Source organism: Clostridium sp. Marseille-P299, assembly GCF_900078195.1.
Taxonomy (GTDB): Bacteria; Bacillota; Clostridia; order Lachnospirales; family Lachnospiraceae; genus Lachnoclostridium.
In genome coordinates this window covers 84,302-105,110 of record NZ_FJVE01000004.1, presented here as the reverse complement: position 1 = coordinate 105,110, position 20,809 = coordinate 84,302, and the positions used below count along the sequence as shown (strand labels likewise).

The following is a 20,809-nucleotide window of genomic DNA, read 5'->3' as shown; positions in this document are numbered from 1 at the left end:
TCATGATATATTCAAAAAAAGCTAATTTCCCATATCCAATATTAATGAATAACTCAGATGACTATAAAAATGCGGAATTTGAATTTGATGTTTCTTTACAAGAAAATACAGATTCTTATATATTCAAAATTGATTGTCATATAAGCTCAAAGTTCTTATTGAAATTAATCCGAGCGAAAAGCGCTAGGCTTTTATTAATAATTAAATCAAAAGATAATCAGTATCATATAATCCAGCAGGATACTAATATAGAAGTTAAAGTATTAAAATCAAAATTATCTTTAAATAATAGAACAGTGTTGCAATTAATGATACAAGCAACCGATAATATTAATTTTGAAAATAATTATGACTTAAATTACTTTTATGATGAATATAAGGATAAGATTATTGTAGATAAAGGGATGGCTTTGGGATTTTCTAATCTAGTAACCTTTGATGGAAGTCAAAAGAAACCATATGATATTTTTGAGAAAAAGGTAGACAATACTATAAAATCAGATATTGAGATAAGATTGAGCGATGAAACAATAATTATAGTTTATAAAAAAGATACAATGCAATTTCAAGATTTACCACAAAGTAGAAATTTAAATAATCCATATATCTACTTAGGGCTACAAAAAGCATTGTTTCGTTTTTTGGCGAATTATGCAAAAAATATAGAAGAAGGTATAAAGTTAGAAGAAATTTCTGAGCTTAATAATGCTTTGGATCAAAAGCTGTACAGATTAATGATATCAAAGAGCATTGATGAAGTTACATTGGATAATATCGATGAAATTATTTATTTAATATCAGATAATATTTTAAAGAAATATGTAGATACAATTAGAGGAATATATAATGGAAATTAAATTATTAAAAGATGGATATAAGAAAGAACCATTATTTTACCAAGATTTTCTTGAAGATAAATTGTGGGAAAAGAATTACTTCTCAACTGAAAGTGTATATGTAGATGATATGCCTGACTTCCCCATTTATTTTGGTAAAGCCAATAAAAATGATGATGAATTTATTGAATTAATAAAAGTTATGGGAGAAAAGTTCATAACATTAAATAGAGAGATATATTTAGATGAGTTATTTTGGCATTCTTATTTATGTTTGTATAAAAGAGAATATTTGTTAAACAAGTATCCTCAAATAAAAGATAGTGAAGATATATTCAGAAATATAGTGATTAAAAAATTCGATTGGGAAAATTACATTTATAAGAGTATTTTAGCTGCGCAATATATTAATGATTCTAACAGCGATAACAAGGAGAAGTATTACAGTTTAATAGTTAATAATTTAGATATATTTAACTACATAATTAAATATGAAATATTTAGAAATGGAAATTTCCTTATTAATATATTAGACATAATCGAGAAAAACAATTTAAGCAAGATACTAAAAGCAAAAATTAAAGGTAGAACTGACTTAGGTAATGATGAACGATATGGTCGAAGGGTAATATTTGAATTTAATAAAAGTTATCCCATTATATTATCACCGATGTTAGAGAAAGATGAGTTAGAAAAATACTTCATGGAATATTTATCTTATTATTATACTGGTGGTGATAATATAGATGAAGAGGTAGATGAGTGGGGAGAAACAGAGTAGCCTGATACATAGTTTGATATGGTCTAAGTTTGGACTGGTTATGGGGAGTGAATAAAAATAATTAGAAATAGCTATGAAAATATGAATCAGCTTAAATATCCGATTCAATATATCAACCTAGCTTTTAACATTGGAGGTTTTGTATGCAAAAAATTTTGATAATAGAAGATGACACCGATATCAATCATTTATTATCCAGAATACTAAAAAAAGCGGGATATGAAGTAACACCCGCTTTTTCTGGTACAGAAGCACAGCTTCGTCTTGAAAAAGAAGTTCCAAATCTAATTCTTCTAGATTTAATGCTCCCCGGAGTAACAGGTGAAGAAGTAATTAAATATGTACGTGAAGAATTACATCAAAATATACCAATCATTGTTATATCTGCAAAAACAGCCTTAGAGAATAAAGTATTCACCATGACGATGGGTGCTGACGATTATATTACAAAACCTTTTGAACCAGAGGAAGTGTTAGTACGGGTTATGGCAGTACTGCGTCGTTACCATACAACAGGAGATGAATTATCACAAGAAAGTTACCATTATAAGAACTTGGCATTAAACCCTATCTCTAGAATTGTAACAGTGAATCAGCAGGAAATTACATTGACAAGGCATGAATATGACATTTTACTTATCTTAATGAAACAGCCTGAAAAAGTTTTTTCGAGAGAATTTCTTTATGAGGAGATCTGGCAAAATGGATATTACGGAGAGGATAATACCGTGAATGTCCATGTAAGTAATATACGAAAAAAAATAGCCGCAATGGATTCTGAAACAGAATACATAAAAACTGTTTGGGGAATTGGATTTAAAATGGCATAATTCTTTATGATTTCTTTATAGTTTCTTGAGTACTTATTTATGAGCAAAGAAGTAATATAGATGCAGAAGGAAACCTCAAGAAAGGATGAAAGTAAAATGACGAAGAACATCATAGAGGCCCAAAAACTTACCAAAAGATATGGAAATTTTACAGCGTTAAATAAAGTTGATTTAAATGTTAGACGTGGAGATATCTATGGATTGATTGGTGATAACGGAGCTGGAAAGACTACTTTTTTAAAACTATTAACTGGGCAAATATTTCTAAGTGAAGGGGAACTTAAATTGTTTGGATCACATTTGCCAAAAGAAATAGAAAAGCAAAGAAAACGTACAGGAGCAATAATTGAAACTCCAGGATTCTATCCTCAGATGACAGTAGAAAAGAATCTGGAATATTATCGATTGCAAAAAGGAATACCAGGGAAGAAGTCTGTTGATGAAGTTTTGGAGATGGTAGGACTTGCAGACAAAAGAAAAAAATACTGTAAAGAGCTTTCCATGGGGATGAAACAGCGTCTTGGTCTAGCAATTGCTATTATAGGGGAACCAGAACTATTAATTTTAGATGAACCTATCAATGGTTTGGATCCTAGTGGAATTATTGAAATGCGAAATCTCTTACGTAAATTAAACTATGAAAAGAATATGACAATTATCCTATCAAGCCACATTTTATCGGAGTTAGAGCAACTTGCGACAGTCTATGGTTTCTTGAATAATGGTTGTCTCATAGAACAAATTACAGCAGAGAAATTGCGTGAAAAGTGTGCCAGTTATATTGAAATTATGGTATCAGATGCAGAGCAATATACGGTACTACTGGAGAAATCATTTCATCATGAAGAATATCAGGTTTTACCTAATAATATCATTCATATATTAAAGCCAGAAAAGAAAATTGACAGTTATAGTCAGTTAGCTAGTGAAAATGGAATAGGAATTTTACGTCTGGAAATGCGCCAGGTAACACTAGAGGAGTATTATATGAATTTGAAAAATGGAGGTAAAACACCATGTTAAATTATATAAAAAGTGAATTCTATAGGGTATTGCATACCAAAGATATATACCTTTTTACAGGAACTATATCGATATTATTTGTACTCATGAATGTGGTTCTTTTTGTGTCAAATGCGAATATAGACAACTTTCCATATGGTACAGTAAGTTTTTCCTTAAATGCAATTATTGGCGGGATGACTTGGCTATTCGTTGCTGGTGCATTGGTGGTTGCTACGCTTTTTTCTGGTGAAAAAAAGCATGGGACATTAAAAAATACCATTGCTTATGGTATTACTAGAGAACATATATTTATAGGAAAATGTATTGTAAGCTGTATTGTTGCTTTCTTTAGTATGATAATTATCTTTATTGCATATATAGGAAGTGCTTGCCTTTTCTTAAGTGGGCCAGTGAATGTTCCAATTCAGGAATTGATAAGTGGAGTTTTAGCTGTTCTACCATTTGCTTTTGCATCTGTGATTCTTGCTGTTGCATTATTTCAATTCTTTGATAAAGAAATACTAGCGGCTGTTGTATGGCTTTTAGTTATAGATTATATTCCACAGATATGCTTTTATGCAGGACTTAAGATAGACATACTAAATAAAATAGCACAATGGCTTCCATGGAATTATTTGAAATATGAAGTAAGAGCAAACATGAGTGGATATCAATGTTTATGGAATACATCCTTTGGCTTAATGAAGTGTATTGTAACTGGAGTAATTGGCATTGCGGTTTTTACTATTTTAGGACTAGGATTAACCAGAAAAAAAGAAGTCTAAAATACTAGGAGGTGTATGAGAGATATGTTGTATATAGTAATTGTTATGCTAGTCGTATTTATTTTATTAACAGCTTATTTCTATGCACGCTATCGGCTGTTATGTAGAGCAATTAAAAAGGCAGATAAAGACCTAAAAAGTATTATTAAAAACATAGATGAAAACCAGATAATAAAACAAGAAGAACCAAATAAAGAGCTAGAAAACTTACTTGCTACGATAAATGATTCTTTAAAAGCTATCCGTTCTGAACGAATCATTTATGAAAAAAGAGAAAAGGAGTTTCAAAAACAGATTGAAAATATAAGTCATGACTTAAGAACTCCCTTAACTTCCATTCTTGGGTATTTAAAAATTTTGGATCAGTCAGGCTTAGAGCAAGAGGATAAAGAAGCCTTGGCAATTATACAAAGGAAGGCATATTTACTACAGCGGTTAATATCGCAGTTCTATGATTTTTCAAGACTTACCTCAGAGGATTATGTACTAGAAATGGAACAAATCGATATCGCCAGACTTTTGCGAGAAACAGTAATTGATTATTATCAGGAATTGTCGGTTAAAAATCTTGAAATTGATTTAGTTATCCCGGAACATCCAATTCTTGTTGAAGCAAACAGTAATGCGATGGAGAGAGTATTTTTAAACCTTCTCCAAAACGCTTGCAGATATGCAGAAAGCAGATTAAAGATAGGAATAGAACAAAGTAAGGATGAGGTAACAGTTTCATTTGAAAATAACGTTACAGATTTCTCAGAAGATGATTTGAATAGCATATTTGAACGTTTTTATATGAGAGATAATGCTAGAAGTGATGGGGCTTCTGGGCTTGGATTAACAATCGCAAAGCATTTAGTGGAGAAAATGCATGGAATGTTAGAAGCTGAATTAAAGGATGAGAAGTGGTTACGTTTGAAAATTAAGCTAGTGAATATAGAGAATATTTAACAAAAAGGTGGTAGATAGTTTAAAGTGATATGCTCCCTGTCAAGTAGACAGGCCAAATATCTAAAGTAATGCTCATAAATCAGTCATACGATTTTCGTATGGCTGATTTTTTATGCGCACCACTTTGATTTATATTTCTCAATTCTTTTATTCTTTGCAATCGGATATGTTGTTGGAGTTGCGGAAGCTAACGCTTCAGCCCTTACCTCAGCAGGTGTTTTACAATCATATCTGCTTTGAGGTCGCTCATCTCGATAGAATCGGATATAATCTTTGATTGCATGACGTAATGATAACTCATCTGTTATCTCGTACATTTGATACATTTCTGATTTAATGATTCCCCAAAAACCTTCCGTTGGTCCATTATCAATACAATGGCCAACTCTGGACATTGATTGAATCATTTCGCTATCTTGAAGTTTTCTCTGGAACACCTTATTTGTATACTGAAAGCCTCGGTCGCTATGAAAAATAGGCTTTGCAGTTGAATTAGCATCAATTGCTTTATCAAAGGTTTTGAATACCAGTTGATTGTTGTTTCTGCCGCTTATAACAAATGCAACAGGATAACGATCATAGAGATCTATGATCGCACTAAGATATAGTTTCTTATTGGTTTCAGGAATCTTAAACTCCGTTACATCAGTAGCCCACTTTTGATTAGGCTCTGTTGCATAAAAGTCTCTTGCTAACTTATTTTCTGCTGTTTCTTCTGGCTTGGAAGAATTGTATTTTTTCTTCTTTTTACGAATAACAGAATGGATTCCAAGTTTTTTCATAATACGATGAATTTGTTTCCTTGAATAATGAGTATGATTGAAATGATTGATCCAATCCGTCATTCTTCGGTACCCTAAGATATGAGAAAATCTTTCATCATACTCTTTGATTAATTCTGCGATTTCGATATTAGTTTTTTCTTGTTCTGGTACAATTCTATGTTTCCATTTGTAGAACGCAGCTCTGGCGATTCCAAGCTGTGCACACATCCAGTTGACACTCCAACCCTTGTTCGTATGGAAGTATTCAATAACAAGATACTTTGATTCATGGCGTTGCTTTCCGAGTCTCACATCCCTTCGAATTCTTTCACTTTTTTTAACAGTTCTACCACCATATCTTTTTCTTCAAGCTGACGCTTTAGCCGAAGATTCTCTCTTCGTAATCGTTCTAATTCATCAACTTCATCATCTGTCTTATGTCGACCACGTTTGTCAGTAAGACCTTCTTCACCTGTGGCATCATATTTTTTCACCCAGGAATACACCTGACTGTAAGAAACATCGTAAAGTGCTGCTGTGTCCTTATAATCACGATTGTGTTCAATGCAGTATGTAACGATTTCTTTGCGTTCCTGAATAGTTGTTTTTCGCCTTGCCTCTGCCATATAGACCTCCCGTTTCGGATCGTAATCCTTAAGTTCTCTATTGGCATTATACTTCATAATCCACTGTTTTAGTGTCGAATCAGACAAAATATTATATTTAGCTGCAAGTTCTTCTAAAGATCCTTCTCCACGCAGATATCGTTCGACCATTTCAGTTTTAAACTCTTTTGTATAAGCTTTATTCCCTATTGGATTTTGAAACACCTCAATACCTGAATAGTTATAAAAATGTAACCATTTATGAACAGAACAATTCCTTTTCTTTTCGTTAAAAGGAATATCATATTTTGCACAAATTTCTCGCATTGATAAATTTCCAGATAAATAATCTTCACAAGCACTCGCTTTAGTTTCAGGGGAGTATTTAGCTTTTCTGGACATGAAAAATCCTCCTTAAGTAGATTTTGGTTATTTACCTTGTCTACTTAAGGAGGATCATATCAAAGATATCTACCGCTTTTTTATTAGGAATGGTATAATTTGTATAGAATTTTATTAATAATTTCAGGGGGTATTATGGCGGAAATATTTAAAAATATCGATTGTATTGAATTATATGTTTCTGATTTAGACGAAGGAATTGAGTATTATTGCGATTGTATGGGGTTGAAACTTTTATGGCGAAAGGAAACTATGGTCGGTTTAGGTATGGAAAATGACATAACCGAAATTGTTTTACAGAACGAGAGAAAGCAAATGTTTGTCGATATTAAAGTGGATTCAGTGGATGATTCCATTGGTAAAATCATCGATGCAGGTGGGAAAGTAGAATATGGTCCATTTGATGTTCCAATTGGAAGGTGTGCGGTTATTCGTGATAAATGGGAGAATAAATATGTTATTCTTGATATGACCAAAGGGAAATATGTTACGGATGAAGCAGGGAATGTGATTGGAGTTGCGAAAGGTTCAGAGTAAGAATAGTGTAGATGGATTTAAACTATCAAGTGAAAAATGGGGGGCCGAATGAGTAGTTTATATAATAGTACAGGATATCCTATCGGCAGATAAAAGTAAATCATAATGCTATTGATAAGATTAAAATACACAGGAGGTGTAATATGAGGTACACAGATTATAAATTCAAAGTTCCAACAGAAAAAATCGTAAGGGTAATTACGAATACCGATGCAAAAAATGAAGGTGATGATCAATTTGCAGTAGTTCATACCCTATTAAGTCCTAAAATAGAGAACGTTGGAATTATTGCGGCTCATTTTGGAACAAAAAGATTTTCAGATAGCATGGAAAAAAGCTATGAAGAATTAGAAATTATTTTAGATAAAATGAATATAAGTAAAGAGAATCTTTTGTATAAGGGGGCACCAAGACCATTAGAAAACAAGACAACGCCAATCGATTCTCCAGGAGCTAGACTTATTATAGAGGAAGCTATGAAGGATGATGATAGACCCTTATATATAACATTTATGGGACCTCTTACTGATATTGCAAGTGCTTATTTAATGGAACCAAGGATAGCAAAAAAGGTAATCATTATCTGGATTGGGGGAGGAAAATACCCAAATGGAGGTCCTGAATTTAATTTAGGGAATGATGTACATGCTGCTAATGTTGTATTTTCATCAGACATGGAGGTTTGGCAAGTTCCCAAAAATGTATATGAGATGATGCCTGTAAGTTTGGCTGAGCTTGAGTTAAAGGTACAACCATGTGGAAAAATAGGTGAGTATTTATTTGATCAGTTAGTTGAACATAGTTTTGAGGAGGCAGCAAGAAAAAATAAATTTCGGACGGGCGAAACATGGGTACTAGGTGATTCACCGGCTGTGGGTTTGATTCTATATGAACATAGATTTTGTTTTGATTGGGTTTGTGCACCATTAATAACAGAAGATCAAACATATGTACAAACCAATCTTAACAGACCAATCAGAGTATATAATAGCATAGATTCAAGACTTATTTTAGAGGACATGTATGCGAAATTAGCTTTATTTGCAAATAAGAATAAGACCTGTTGATGAAAGAAGTAATCTGGGGATAAGGTAGAAATATTTAGTTCCGATTGTGGATAATCTTAGATAAGCATAAAACAACCTCCAAACTGTATGTATCTAACTTACATCGGTTTGGAGGTTTTCATGTATAAATGATTTGACCACAAAAGGGTTTTTTATAATTTTTTAGTTCCAATTTACAGACATACGCATCTACGCCAACTGCTTCGCCCCAGTATATAAATCATAATATCTACCTTTTAAAGCAAGCAATTCTTCATGATTTCCTCTTTCTACAATCTCACCATGATCTAAAACTAGAATAACATTGGCATCACGAACCGTAGAAAGTCTATGAGCAATTACAAATACCGTCTTATTTTCCATAATAGCGTCCATTCCTTTTTCCACTAACTTTTCTGTACGTGTATCAATAGAACTAGTCGCCTCATCAAGAATAAGAACAGGTGGATTGGCAATAGCAGCTCTAGCAATGGCAAGTAACTGTCTTTGCCCGAGGGATAAATTATCGCCATCATTTTTTAACATTGTATCATATCCCATAGGAAGTCTTCGAATAAAGGAATGTGCATTGGATAGCTTAGCTGCCTCTATAACCTCCTCATCCGTAGCATTTAAATTACCATATCGGATATTATCCGTAATTGTTCCCGTAAATAGATGGGTATCTTGTAAAACCAATGACAAAGATTTTCGCAAATCTTCTTTCTTAATATCCTTAATATCGATTCCATCATAGGTGATTTGACCACCCTGAATATCATAAAACCGATTGATTAAATTAATGATCGTGGTTTTACCAGCTCCGGTAGAACCAACAAAAGCAATTTTTTGTCCAGGTTTTGCATAAAGGTTTATCTTATTTAAAATCTTCTTATTGGAATCATAGGAAAATTCCACATCATAGAATCGAACGTCTCCTTTAACTGGTATCAACTTATTGTTTCCAGGGACATTCCATCCAAAACTACCCGTATACTCATCTGATTTTACAAGGTCACCATTTGAATCAAGGGTTGCATTGCAAAGTGTTACAGTGCCCTCATCTACCTCGCGCTCCATATCAAAAAGATTAAATATACGCTCTGCACCTGAAATACCTGCAAGGAAAAGATTAATTTGCTGCGTAAACTGATTCACTGGCGCTGAAAATTGTCTTACAAATACCAAATAAGAAGCAAGTGTACCAAGATCTAATAAGTTTTGTAAAACCATAACACCACCAACACAAGCAGTAAACGTATAATTTATAAATCCAATACTAACAACCATTGGTGTCATAATACTAGAATAAGTAAAAGCTTTTGTAGAAGCTACTCTTAACTCCTCGTTATGAACTCGAAAGGCTTTTAGGTTTTTTGCTTCATGTCGAAATACCTTTTCAACTTTTTGACCTTCAATCATTTCTCGGATAAAACCATTGAGATTACCAGTGGATTTTTGTCTTTTATTGGAGTAAATTCTTGATATTTTACCATTATAATTAACAATACCTACAATAACCGCAATACAAATAAGGGTGAAAAATGTTAAAGGAACATTTAATACAAACATCATAATGGCCGAACCTACAACGGTAATAAAGCTTTGAGCCATCAGAGTAAAACATGTATTTAGAGCATTTTCAATGGTATCAATATCATTTGTAAAATGGCTCATTAAGTTACCATCACTATTCCCATCAAAATAGGAGAGTGGAAGTAAGTCCACGTGATGATATAAATCTTTTCTAAGTTCAAATATAACCTTTTGCGTAATTCTCACCATGATTTGATTACAAAATAAGGTAGCAACTGTACCTGATAAATATAATATAATCAGCACAATTACAGCAGAAAGTAATCCTTTTACATCACCAGGAATAATGTAATTATTTATAATAGGTCGTAAAAGGTAAGAGCCAATGACGCCAACAAGACCACTAATCCCTGATAAAATAACGACGAGAAATAAGAAATATTTATTTGGCTTCAAATATTTTCCTAGTCTTTTTAAGATTACAAACATGTTTTTTTCCTTCGGAGATTTAGTCATTTAAGACACCTCCTTTTTGTTGTGAATAGTAGATTTCCTGATATATTTTATTATGAGAAAGCAACTCCTCTGGACTACCAATCTCATCAATCATACCATCATTTAAAATGATTATTTTATCTGCATGAGAGACAGATGAGATACGTTGTGCAATGATAATCTTGGTTATGTCAGGATAATAAGTTTTTAAATTCTCATAAAGTGTTTTCTCTGTATTCATATCAAGGGCAGAGGTGGAATCATCAAAAATTAAAATCTTAGGATTTTTAAGTAAGGTTCGCGCAATACAAAGTCTTTGCTTTTGTCCACCGGAAAAGTTGTTACCACCTTCATCTACATAGGATTCATATCCGTCATCTTTTTGTTCTATAAATTCGCTGGCACAAGCAATATCGCATACTCGTTTCAGTTCATCAAGGGTTGCAGTTTCATTTCCCCATCTTAGGTTCTCAGCAATTGTCCCGCTAAATAAGGAGTTCTTTTGAAGCACCATTCCAACACAATCTCTTAAATGATCTAAAGTATAATCTTTTACAGGGATATCATCGATATAAATAGTACCTTTTGTTGCATCATAAAGCCTTGGAATCAATTGAACCAACGATGTTTTTGAAGCACCAGTTCCACCAAGTATACCTATTGTTTCACCTGCACGGATGGAAAAGTTAATATCTTCAAGAACATATTCTTTTGCGTCCTTGCTATATTTAAAGAAGACATTCTCCATTCTTACAGAGCCCTTATTAATATGATTGTTAGGGTCACCTTCATCTAGTAGTTCTACTTCTTCATTTAAAACTTCGCTAATACGATGAAAGGATTCCATTGCCTTTGTAAGATTTATAAATACGGCAGAAATCATCATTAAGGAATTAAGTATTTGAAGTACATAGCTTAAAAATCCAGTTAACTGTCCTACCATTAAGTGTTCTGAAATAACAAGGTTTCCACCAAACCAAACAAGGGAAATTATTGTTCCATACATAACAAGTTGCATTGCTGGAGAATTCAGCATGGAAATACTATAAGCTAAGGTTGAAACTTCTTTAAGGTCCTGGTTAACGGCTTCAAACTTCGCTGCTTCATAATCTTCTCTAGCATAAGCTTTTACAACTCGTATTGCTGTTAAATTCTCTTGAGTGACGCGATTTAAAACATCAAGGGTTCTTTGCATTTTATGATAAATAGGAGGTAGGCTTTTAACGATTAGGTAGAGTAATACAAATAAAATTGGAACCGCCACAAAGAATACGATCGCCAATTCTTTACTCATTAAAGTAGCCATAATAACTCCTGAGATTAGCATAATAGGAGCTCTAAAAATGGAACGAACACCAGGTGTAATAGCGTTTTGAACGACAGTTACATCAGAAGTTAATCTAGTAATTAGGGATGGGGTTGTAAAATGATCCATATTAGAGAATGCAAAGGACTGAATTTTCACATATTCAGCATCTCGAATTTCAGCGGCAAAACCGTTACCAAACTTCGAAAAGTTGTTGCTGCAGCCTCTACCGAAAATGAAAGAAAATATGGATAATAATAAAATAATAAATCCTATTTTAAATATGTACTGATAGTCTTTGTTGCCAACTCCAATATCAATGATTTTTGACATAAGGGTAGGTATCATTATTTCAAAAACGGATTCTAAAACACAGCAAATATATCCGATACACCACTCTTTTTTGTAGTTTTTCGTGTACTTAAAAAATTGTCTAAGCATAATCTGTCTCCATTCATGTCATGCTGTTGAGCGTATTATGTTATGATTTAATACGGACAAAATAGTGTAGATTTTAATTGTATTATATGAAATAAGAGCATTGTAAGCGCTTACATTAAGTTTATTATAGTTCTTGTGGTTTGAAAAATCAATCAATAGCGCTAATTTTATGGATTTTGGCATGTTTGTGTAAGAGATGGATTTATCTTTGTAGGATGGATTTATCTTTGTGGGATGGATCTTTCTTTATGGGATTGACTCTTTCAGTTACAAAAGCAGCTTTTGAAATTATCATCTAAAATTTAAATAAAAATGTAGAATAAGAGTATATCTGAGATATAGAATTTTACAAAATAATTCAAAAGAGAAACCAATAACTTAATATATTCTATAATTAGAAACGGATTGACAAAATTTAGAAAAGAGTTATAATGAAAATAGTAAAAATTTACTAGTCTAGAAACTAAAGTCCTATTATATAAATAGGTTTTTGAACATCATAAGGTGCATATAAGTAGATAGTAAATAGATTTAGACTAAAGATAGGTATGAGTTCAGAGAAAGATATTAATTCTAAGCTAGTTTTATAGCAACTAAAATAAGTGGAAAACTTACGTTAGTTGCATTTATTTTCTACATATATGTTAAAAAAAGTATAATTCATACAAAATATAACATAGTATTTGATTTAATATTTTATATAATTCGTAGTTCAAATCATCATACATAAAGAAAATAGAATGGAGTATAGCATGGACTTTAATAGTAATAGAAAACGTATGGGAGACATGCTTGTTGAAGAAAGACTAATTACAGAGGAACAATTACAATATGCACTTAAAGAGCAAAAAAAAAGGAAGCTAAAACTTGGTGAAACCCTAGTAGATTTAGGCCTTATCGATGAAATAACCATTGCAAAAGTTTTGGAAAAACAATTAAAGGTTGAGCGAATCCAATTAGCTGGCATTGTGATTGATTCAGAGATTTTAAAGTTAGTAAATGAGCAAATACTTCGTAAATATATGTTTATGCCATTTGAGTTTCATAAAACGAATCCCAACGTTCTTCGAGTTGCTATGGCAGACCCCCTTGATATTATTGCAATTGATGACCTAGCAATTATCACAAACCTTAAAATTGAGCCTACGGTAGCGACACCCAAAGAAATCGCCATAGCCATTGATAAATATTATGGAAATGCAGAAGCCAAGGCAGTAGCAGAACGTTATACCAAGGAAAAGGAAAATCAGAATAAAGGGAAAGAGGAGGATTTAGTTGGTGATGATATTAACAATTCTCCGATTGTTTTCCTAGTAAAAGCAATTATTGAACAAGCGGTCCGGCAAAGAGCCAGTGATATACATATAGAGCCATTCGAAAAGACCATAAGGGTCCGTTACCGAGTCGATGGTATTTTATCGGAAGTCATGAATTATGAAATCAATATATTACCAGCGATGGTTGCTCGAATTAAGATCATTGGGGATATGGACATTTCAGAGAAGAGAAAGCCGCAGGATGGACGTATCACAATTAATGTAGATAGAGAAGAGTTTGATATTCGAGTTTCTATTTTACCGACGGTGTTTGGCGAGAAAATAGTAATGCGTATTACTTCGAAGAAAGGCTTAACAAAGGCAAAGAAAGATCTGGGATTTACGGATGAAGAGATGCAAAAATTCGATACGATTTTAAAGCATCCCCATGGAATGATTTTAGTTACGGGTCCTACGGGGAGTGGTAAATCCACGACTTTATATACTGCATTAAGTGAGTTAAATACACAGGAAGTAAATATAGTGACAGTGGAAGACCCAGTGGAAGCCAATATTGATGGAATTAACCAGGTTCAAGTGAATCCGAAAGCTGAGGTGACTTTTTCCACGGCATTACGTTCTATTTTACGGCAAGACCCAGACATTATTATGATTGGTGAAATACGTGATCTAGAAACGGCTGAAATAGCAGTCAGAGCCTCAATTACAGGGCATCTTGTTGTTAGTACGGTTCACACCAATAGTGCTGCGAGTACGATTACAAGGCTTGAAGACATGGGAATTGAATCGTATCTGATTGCCGATGCCACCGTTGGAGTAATTGCACAACGCTTAGTCAGACGCCTATGTAATACCTGTAAAATAAAACATGTGACAAGTAAGATTGAGCAGGACTTATTAGGCGTGGACAAAGAAGATGAAATTGTCATTTATGAACCTTGTGGTTGTCATATTTGTAATAATACTGGCTATTATGGACGAATTGGTGTCTATGAGATAATGCCGATTACATCAAGTATTAAGGAAATTATCAGTCGAAATGGAAGTTCGAATCAAATAAGAGAAATGGCCTTAAAAGAGGGAATGAATACGTTGCAAATGAGTGCTACTAAGCTTGTATTAGATGGAATCACCTCAATGGAGGAGATGAAAAAGATAGCTTTTGATAAATAACCATAAGAAGCGGAGTGAAGCTATGTTTACCATAGAAGAATTGTTATTGTTAGCAAAAGGAAAAGGGGCCTCTGACTTACACATTACAGTGGGAATTCCACCGAAATGTAGAGTTCATGGCATTTTAGTAAGTCTAGGAGAAAATAAGTTATTGCCAAGTGACACGAATCGTATCATTTGGCCTATGTTAACGGATCAATTGAAGCAAAAATTAGAGAAGAACGGAGAAATTGATTTTTCCTATTCCATCCCTAATCTAGGTAGATATCGGGTGAATGTATTTAAACAAAGAGGTTCCTATGCGGCTGCAATTCGTTTGGTTGGTACAGTGATTCCACATCCAAAGACATTAGGAATTCCGGAGTCTGTTTTAGAATTAACAAAGAAAAAAAGAGGCTTAGTTTTGGTAACAGGTCCAACGGGAAGTGGTAAGTCTACCACGTTAGCATCGCTAATTGACGTGATCAATACAAATAGTAATTCACACATTATTACCCTAGAAGATCCGATTGAATATTTGCATCAACATAAAAAATCCATAGTGAATCAAAGAGAGATTGGATTAGATACCGATTCTTATCAAGATGCATTAAGAGCAGCCCTAAGGGAAGACCCAGATGTAATCTTAGTAGGCGAGATGAGGGATTTGGAAACAATAGCAATAGCAATCACTGCAGCAGAAACCGGGCATCTTGTGTTCTCGACCTTACATACCATTGGTGCAGCAAATACTGTGGATCGTATGATAGATGTATTTCCACCGCACCAACAGCAGCAGATTCGAATTCAATTAGCTTCTGTATTAGAGGCAGTAATCTCACAACAGTTAATTCCGTCATCAGATGGACTAGGTAGAGTTGCAGCTTTTGAAGTAATGCATGTAAATTCTGCAATCCGAAATCTAATTAGGGAAGCCAAAGCGCACCAGATTACATCGATTATTCAAACCAATAAAAAGTTTGGAATGCAGACGATGGATGAAGCGATATATCACTTGTATATAAGTAAAATGATAGACTCCGAAAAGGCAATGCATTTTGCGCAAGACCAAGCGGCAATTGAGAGAAGATTGTTCTAAAGCTTAATTTAGACCATGTGTGACTAAGGTTTAGGACATTTTGATTGAATATATCCATGGAGGTTGGTAATGAATAGTTATGCCTATCTAGTCATTGATAAACAGGGGAAAGAGAAAAAGGGGACAATGGAGGCTATCAATGAAGATATTGTAAAGGCTTCTTTAAAAGCCGAAGGTCACTTATTAATATCTATTTCACCTCAAAATGTATTAACAAAAGATATTCAATTCAATTTTGGAAATCCCATTAAACCAAGAGATTTAAGCGTATTTTGTAGACAGTTCGTGAGTATTTTATCAGCAGGAGTTTCCATTATAAATGTTCTTGATATGTTAAGTGAGCAGACAGAGAATAAAGTTTTAGCGAAAGCCATCAAAGGAGTTCAGATTGCGGTAGAAAAAGGGGAAACGTTAGCAGATGCGATGGCAGCAGAGAAAAAAATTTTCCCAGGATTGTTGATACATATGGTAGAGGCAGGAGAGGCATCTGGTGATTTAGAAATTGTATTTGAACGTATGGCCGAACATTTTGAGAAGGATACAAAGTTAAAGGCGCAAGTGAAAAAGGCGATGATCTATCCGATTGTTGTGGGAATAGTTGCGATTGCGGTTATATTTGTCATGATGTTGGTGGTAATACCTAATTTTGTTGGGATATTTCAGGATATGAATATGGACTTGCCGGCGATGACACGGATGGTTATTGGAATGAGTGACTTTGTTAGGGGAAAGTGGTTTCTTATAGTTATTGTTGTAGCTCTGATTATATTAGGATTTCATATATTTAAGAAGTCGGGTAGTGGGAGGTTTATTCTAGGAAATTTGGCTTTAAAGCTACCGTTGTTTGGAAAGATAATTACCAAATCAAATTCTTCAAGGTTAGCTAGAACGCTAAGTACGTTAATAACGGCAGGAATTCCGATGATAGAAGCTCTGGATATTACTGCGAAAATTATGGACAACGTTATTGCAAAGCAAGTGCTAATAGATGCAAAAGATGAGGTTATAAAAGGTATTCCGTTATCGGTACCGATTAGAAATTCAGGGATATTTCCGCCGATGGTTTGTCAGATGATAAAGATTGGGGAAGAATCAGGTAATCTGGAAAGTATGCTGGAAAAGCTTGCGGATTATTATGATGAGGAAGTTAAGATTGCGACGGAATCGTTAACAGCGGTGTTGGAGCCAATGATTATTGTGGTACTAGCTTTAGTTGTTGGGGTGTTGATTATGGCGATTATGCAGCCGATGATGTCGATGTATAGTGGGTTGGATAATTTGTAGGATTTATTAATTTGTTAGAAAGGTAATCGTTACTGTAAAACGTTAGTTGAATTTTTTATTAACTATCGTTGCAGTAATAATTATAAATAATATTTATTAAGGAGAGAGAAAATGAGAAGAAAAGATGAAAAAGTTAAGAAATTGAATAACAAAGGTTTTTCGCTAGTTGAGATTATTATCGTTATTGCCATTATAGCTATACTTGCTGGGGCACTTGCACCGCAGTTGATGAAGTATGTTGGAAAATCTAGAGAATCTGCTGATATAAATAACTGTAACTCTATTAGAACGGCTGTGCAGACAGCTTTAGCAGATGAGAAAGCATATGATAGTATTACTGGAAACATTTCGTTTATATTTAATGGTAAGGAACCTGATAAAAATATAAATGGAGGAGATATACCTGCGGATTTTCTAACAGAACTTAGTACTATTATTAAAGATTGGCCACAGGTAAAAGTAAAAGGGAAGACAGGATTTCAGGTAAATATAGATGGAGAGAAGAGTGTTAATGTTGAAACAGTTTCAACTCCAACACCAACACCAGGAGCATAAATCTAATTATAATATAAAATCAATCAAACACTATGTTTGATTGATTTTATATAGAAGTGAGTGAGAATATGATTTCTACAACTTTATTTACATTAATGGTTGTTATATGTGGGATGGTACAGGGGAGAGTATTGATAATAGGTCTAATGTATTTTGAGATAGGGAAGAAGTCACTTAATGAAAATAAGTTGGATAAGAAGTTTTTTTCATTGTTTGCACAATTCCTTATTCCGCTACTTTATCTGTCTATTTTACATCAAAATGGTTACACCACAGAAACCATCCTCTACTGCCTCTTCACCACAGCCCTACTACTCCTAAGCATCATAGACCTTAAAACATACGAAATTCCAATACAAATAAACCTCTTCATCGGAGCCCTAGGAATCATACGAATACTAACAGACCCAGCCCACATAACATCCTACCTAATAGGATTTTTCAGCGTCAGCACCTTCTTACTAATCATCTACCTACTTACAAAAGGCAAAGGCATCGGCGGAGGAGATATTAAACTTATGGCAGTTAGTGGCCTAATCGTAGGTTTCCCTAATATCCTCGTCGCCTTTTTAATTGGCTGTATCCTAGGTTCCATAATACACACAATACGATGCAAAGTATCAAATGCAAATCATATGTTAGCCTTCGGACCATACCTATCCGTTGGTCTATTTTTATCTATGTTATACGGTGAACAAATCATATCATGGTATTTAAACCTATTTTAAATAGAAAATTACTTTTGAACTAAAAATAATACAAAGGAGGGGACAAATGTATAACAAAGTAATCAGCATTGAAGTTGGTAGCCAAAGAACGAAAATATGCGAAGTAGCATATCGGCAGAAGAAAGCCCATGTCTATCATTTTATAAGTTTTGACACACCAAAGGATACCTTTGATGATGGATATATAAGAGATAAAGAAAAATTCGTTGCTGTTGTAAAGGCCAAGTTACAAGAAAGCAATATGAAAAGTAAAAAAGTTGTTTTCACAATCGCTTCTTCTAAAATAGCCAACAAAGAAGTTACCATCCCCTTAATAAAAGAAAAAAGAATACAAGACGTAATTGAAGCCAATGCATCTGATTATTTTCCTGTGCAAATATCAGAATATACCTTAACTTATTGTATTTTAGAGAAGATGGTATCAACCGATAGTAAGAAACTAAGATTATCGGTATTTGCGGCTCCCAATAGTTTAATTAAAAATTATTATAGCATTGGGGCTATGCTAGATCTTGATGTTATTGCTATCGATTATATTGGAAATAGTGCTTATCAAATTTTAAAAAAGCAGCAGAGTACAAAAACTGAATTAATTATCCAAATGAATGAACAGACCACACTCATAAGTGTACTACGTGGGGAGATTTTAAAATTGCAACGAACGGTTCCCTATGGTACTGCATCGGTAATTGAGGCGGTCTTACATAATAGATTTTTTGTTGTAGAAAATGAAACGCAAGCAATACAACTTTTAAGTAATCGAAATTTGATTAATAATCAAATTCATGTTTTTAATGATGAAGTTGCAGCAACAATAAATCCGGATGAGGATTATATGAATAATCAAACCTTAAGATATGATATTACAGATTCTTTAAATTTGTTAATCAACAATATACTTCGGGTAATCGATTACTATTCTTCAAGATATCAATCGGAAAAAATAGAAGCTATTTACATTACAGGACAAGGCTCAAGATTTCGAGGAATGAGGGAGTTACTTCACCAAGAAACAGGAATTGTGGTAGAGATATTGCAAGAACTTCCTTCCGTAATTTTTCCGAAGGACGTTAGCATTAGTAAGATGGAGCAAAGTGAATACATTGGTCCAATTGGCGCGGTAGTTCGTTCTATTAATTTTCTACCAAAAGAACATCTGATAAATGAAAAAAAGCAAAACAGAGTTAACACAAGAATCATTATGTTGCTAGCATCTCTTATTATTAGCGTAATATTGGTTGTAACTTCATACCTCAATATGATTCGTGAGGAGAAAATATATAAACAGTTGAATCAGCAAATTGAAAGTTTATCAATAATCAATAAGGTATATTTAGAACATGCATATGCTAAAAATCAATATAATCTAGTAAAAGAAATGTATGATGCAACGAGTAACCCAAATCAAAACCTAGGAAATCTGATTACAGAGTTAGAGCAAAAACTCCCTTCAAAATCCTCCATAGAAACCTTGGTGGTAAGTTCAACAAATATTACCCTCAGCGTGAAAGCAGATTCTAAGGAAACCGCCGCAAAAGTATTACAGCAATTAAAAACATTTGACTCTATATCACAAATTAATACCAGTGGGATAACCGAGGAAGATGATAAAAATGGCACAATCACAGTACGCTTTATCGTAACTGCAAAATACAATACTGCTTCTAAGGAGGATAACGATGAAAATAGCAAATAATCTCTCGGACAATGAGAAGAAGCTTTTGTTTTTATTATTTACCCTCCTTATTCTTTTTAGTGCATATCAATTTGGATTTGTAAAATTTACAGATAAAGCGGAGGAACTTCAAAAAGAAAACTTGACTCTTTCTTCGAAAGTAAATGAGTTGCAGATAAAGAAAAATCAAGAAGAAAAATTTATGAATGAAACCTTAGAATATGAGGGAAAGATGAATGAAATCTTAGGCGCTTTTCCTGTTTGGATAACGCAAGAAAAGAACCTCATGTTAATTACTGAGCTAGAAGAATACGCAAATGTAAAGATATCTTCGGTTACATTTCAGGATGTATCAACGTTTTATACCGCAAGCCTAGAAAATGAAAGTTCGGTGAGTGATGTAAATGATATCACAGGTTATACAACCTCGATTGCTCTCACGTATCAAGCCAGTTACCAAGGTCTGAAAGACTGCATTCAGTTTATTAATAATAATGAAGAAAAGATGAATATAACAGACATATCCGCAGCGTTTGATAATACAACAGGTAATTTAACAGGTACTCTAACAATAAGCGTATACGCATTAGATGGCATCGAAAAGAGTGAAGAGAAATTAGTCATACCAGGGATTGATCTAGGTATGGATAATATATTTGGTTCTTTTGAGATTAAAGATGTGGTAAATGATTAAAGATTCATAAGTTAACGTGGGGGAAATT

General features: G+C 33.5%; 19 protein-coding genes. 15 read left to right on the top strand and 4 right to left on the bottom strand.

Features of this window, described 5'->3' with window-relative positions; genetic code table 11:
* Positions 1–2 precede the first annotated feature (2 nt).
* From BN4220_RS00500 to BN4220_RS00475, 6 genes are all read left to right on the top strand, one after another.
* Positions 3–857, top strand: a complete 855-nt coding sequence (locus BN4220_RS00500) for a hypothetical protein (RefSeq protein WP_066712020.1) — start codon at positions 3–5, stop codon at positions 855–857.
* On the top strand, positions 847–1,617 hold the full coding sequence (locus BN4220_RS00495) for a hypothetical protein (protein ID WP_066712018.1): 771 nt from the start codon (positions 847–849) through the stop codon (positions 1,615–1,617). The genes BN4220_RS00500 and BN4220_RS00495 overlap by 11 nt, the downstream gene beginning before the upstream one ends.
* Before the next feature lie 143 nt (positions 1,618–1,760).
* A complete protein-coding gene (locus BN4220_RS00490; protein WP_066712016.1) occupies positions 1,761–2,447 on the top strand; it encodes a response regulator transcription factor in 687 nt (228 codons plus the stop codon).
* A gap of 60 nt (positions 2,448–2,507) precedes the next feature.
* On the top strand, positions 2,508–3,470 hold the full coding sequence (locus BN4220_RS00485; RefSeq protein ID WP_347477040.1) for an ABC transporter ATP-binding protein: 963 nt from the start codon (positions 2,508–2,510) through the stop codon (positions 3,468–3,470).
* Positions 3,464–4,237 (top strand): ABC transporter permease, encoded by a 774-nt coding sequence (locus tag BN4220_RS00480; RefSeq protein ID WP_066712014.1) that lies wholly within the window; start codon positions 3,464–3,466, stop codon positions 4,235–4,237. The genes BN4220_RS00485 and BN4220_RS00480 overlap by 7 nt, the downstream gene beginning before the upstream one ends.
* A gap of 15 nt (positions 4,238–4,252) precedes the next feature.
* A complete protein-coding gene (locus tag BN4220_RS00475) occupies positions 4,253–5,185 on the top strand; it encodes a sensor histidine kinase (RefSeq protein ID WP_066712012.1) in 933 nt (310 codons plus the stop codon).
* 110 nt (positions 5,186–5,295) lie between these two features.
* Here the strand turns inward: BN4220_RS00475 and BN4220_RS00470 are convergent, their stop codons facing one another.
* Together BN4220_RS00470 and BN4220_RS00465 are read right to left on the bottom strand one after the other, a co-directional pair.
* A complete protein-coding gene (locus BN4220_RS00470) occupies positions 5,296–6,261 on the bottom strand; it encodes an IS3 family transposase (RefSeq protein ID WP_066712010.1) in 966 nt (321 codons plus the stop codon).
* Entirely contained in the window at positions 6,258–6,956 is a 699-nt protein-coding gene (locus BN4220_RS00465; RefSeq protein WP_066712009.1) for a helix-turn-helix domain-containing protein, read from the bottom strand. Before BN4220_RS00465 ends, BN4220_RS00470 begins: the two co-directional genes overlap by 4 nt.
* A 135-nt stretch (positions 6,957–7,091) precedes the next feature.
* Between BN4220_RS00465 and BN4220_RS00460 the strand changes: the two genes are divergently transcribed.
* A complete protein-coding gene (locus tag BN4220_RS00460; protein WP_066712008.1) occupies positions 7,092–7,493 on the top strand; it encodes a VOC family protein in 402 nt (133 codons plus the stop codon).
* A gap of 143 nt (positions 7,494–7,636) precedes the next feature.
* Positions 7,637–8,560: a nucleoside hydrolase gene (locus BN4220_RS00455; RefSeq protein ID WP_066712007.1), complete on the top strand. Its 924-nt coding sequence runs from the start codon at positions 7,637–7,639 to the stop codon at positions 8,558–8,560.
* Positions 8,561–8,749: 189 nt separating this feature from the next.
* On the opposite strand, the gene BN4220_RS00450 is transcribed toward BN4220_RS00455, so the two are convergent.
* Positions 8,750–10,591, bottom strand: a complete 1,842-nt coding sequence (locus BN4220_RS00450) for an ABC transporter ATP-binding protein (RefSeq protein ID WP_066712006.1) — start codon at positions 10,589–10,591, stop codon at positions 8,750–8,752.
* Positions 10,584–12,317, bottom strand: a complete 1,734-nt coding sequence (locus BN4220_RS00445; protein WP_066712005.1) for an ABC transporter ATP-binding protein — start codon at positions 12,315–12,317, stop codon at positions 10,584–10,586. Before BN4220_RS00445 ends, BN4220_RS00450 begins: the two co-directional genes overlap by 8 nt.
* A gap of 752 nt (positions 12,318–13,069) precedes the next feature.
* Between BN4220_RS00445 and BN4220_RS00440 the strand changes: the two genes are divergently transcribed.
* The 7 genes from BN4220_RS00440 (at position 13,070) to BN4220_RS00410 (ending at position 20,781) form a co-directional block, all read left to right on the top strand.
* The gene (locus BN4220_RS00440) at positions 13,070–14,767 is read left to right on the top strand and encodes a GspE/PulE family protein (RefSeq protein ID WP_066712003.1); all 1,698 of its coding nucleotides are present in this window, start codon (positions 13,070–13,072) and stop codon (positions 14,765–14,767) included.
* Positions 14,768–14,789: 22 nt separating this feature from the next.
* Positions 14,790–15,845, top strand: coding sequence for a type IV pilus twitching motility protein PilT (locus tag BN4220_RS00435; protein ID WP_066712777.1), 1,056 nt, complete (start codon positions 14,790–14,792; stop codon positions 15,843–15,845).
* A gap of 69 nt (positions 15,846–15,914) precedes the next feature.
* Positions 15,915–17,129 carry a type II secretion system F family protein gene (locus tag BN4220_RS00430; protein ID WP_066712000.1) on the top strand — a complete coding sequence of 405 codons (1,215 nt, stop codon included), beginning with the start codon at positions 15,915–15,917 and terminating at the stop codon, positions 17,127–17,129.
* A gap of 111 nt (positions 17,130–17,240) precedes the next feature.
* Positions 17,241–17,684: a prepilin-type N-terminal cleavage/methylation domain-containing protein gene (locus BN4220_RS00425; protein WP_066711998.1), complete on the top strand. Its 444-nt coding sequence runs from the start codon at positions 17,241–17,243 to the stop codon at positions 17,682–17,684.
* 68 nt (positions 17,685–17,752) lie between these two features.
* Positions 17,753–18,412: a prepilin peptidase gene (locus BN4220_RS00420; protein WP_148401668.1), complete on the top strand. Its 660-nt coding sequence runs from the start codon at positions 17,753–17,755 to the stop codon at positions 18,410–18,412.
* Positions 18,413–18,458: 46 nt separating this feature from the next.
* Entirely contained in the window at positions 18,459–20,108 is a 1,650-nt protein-coding gene (pilM, locus tag BN4220_RS00415) for a pilus assembly protein PilM (protein WP_066711996.1), read from the top strand.
* A complete protein-coding gene (locus BN4220_RS00410) occupies positions 20,092–20,781 on the top strand; it encodes a hypothetical protein (protein ID WP_066711994.1) in 690 nt (229 codons plus the stop codon). The genes pilM and BN4220_RS00410 overlap by 17 nt, the downstream gene beginning before the upstream one ends.
* Positions 20,782–20,809 lie beyond the last annotated feature (28 nt).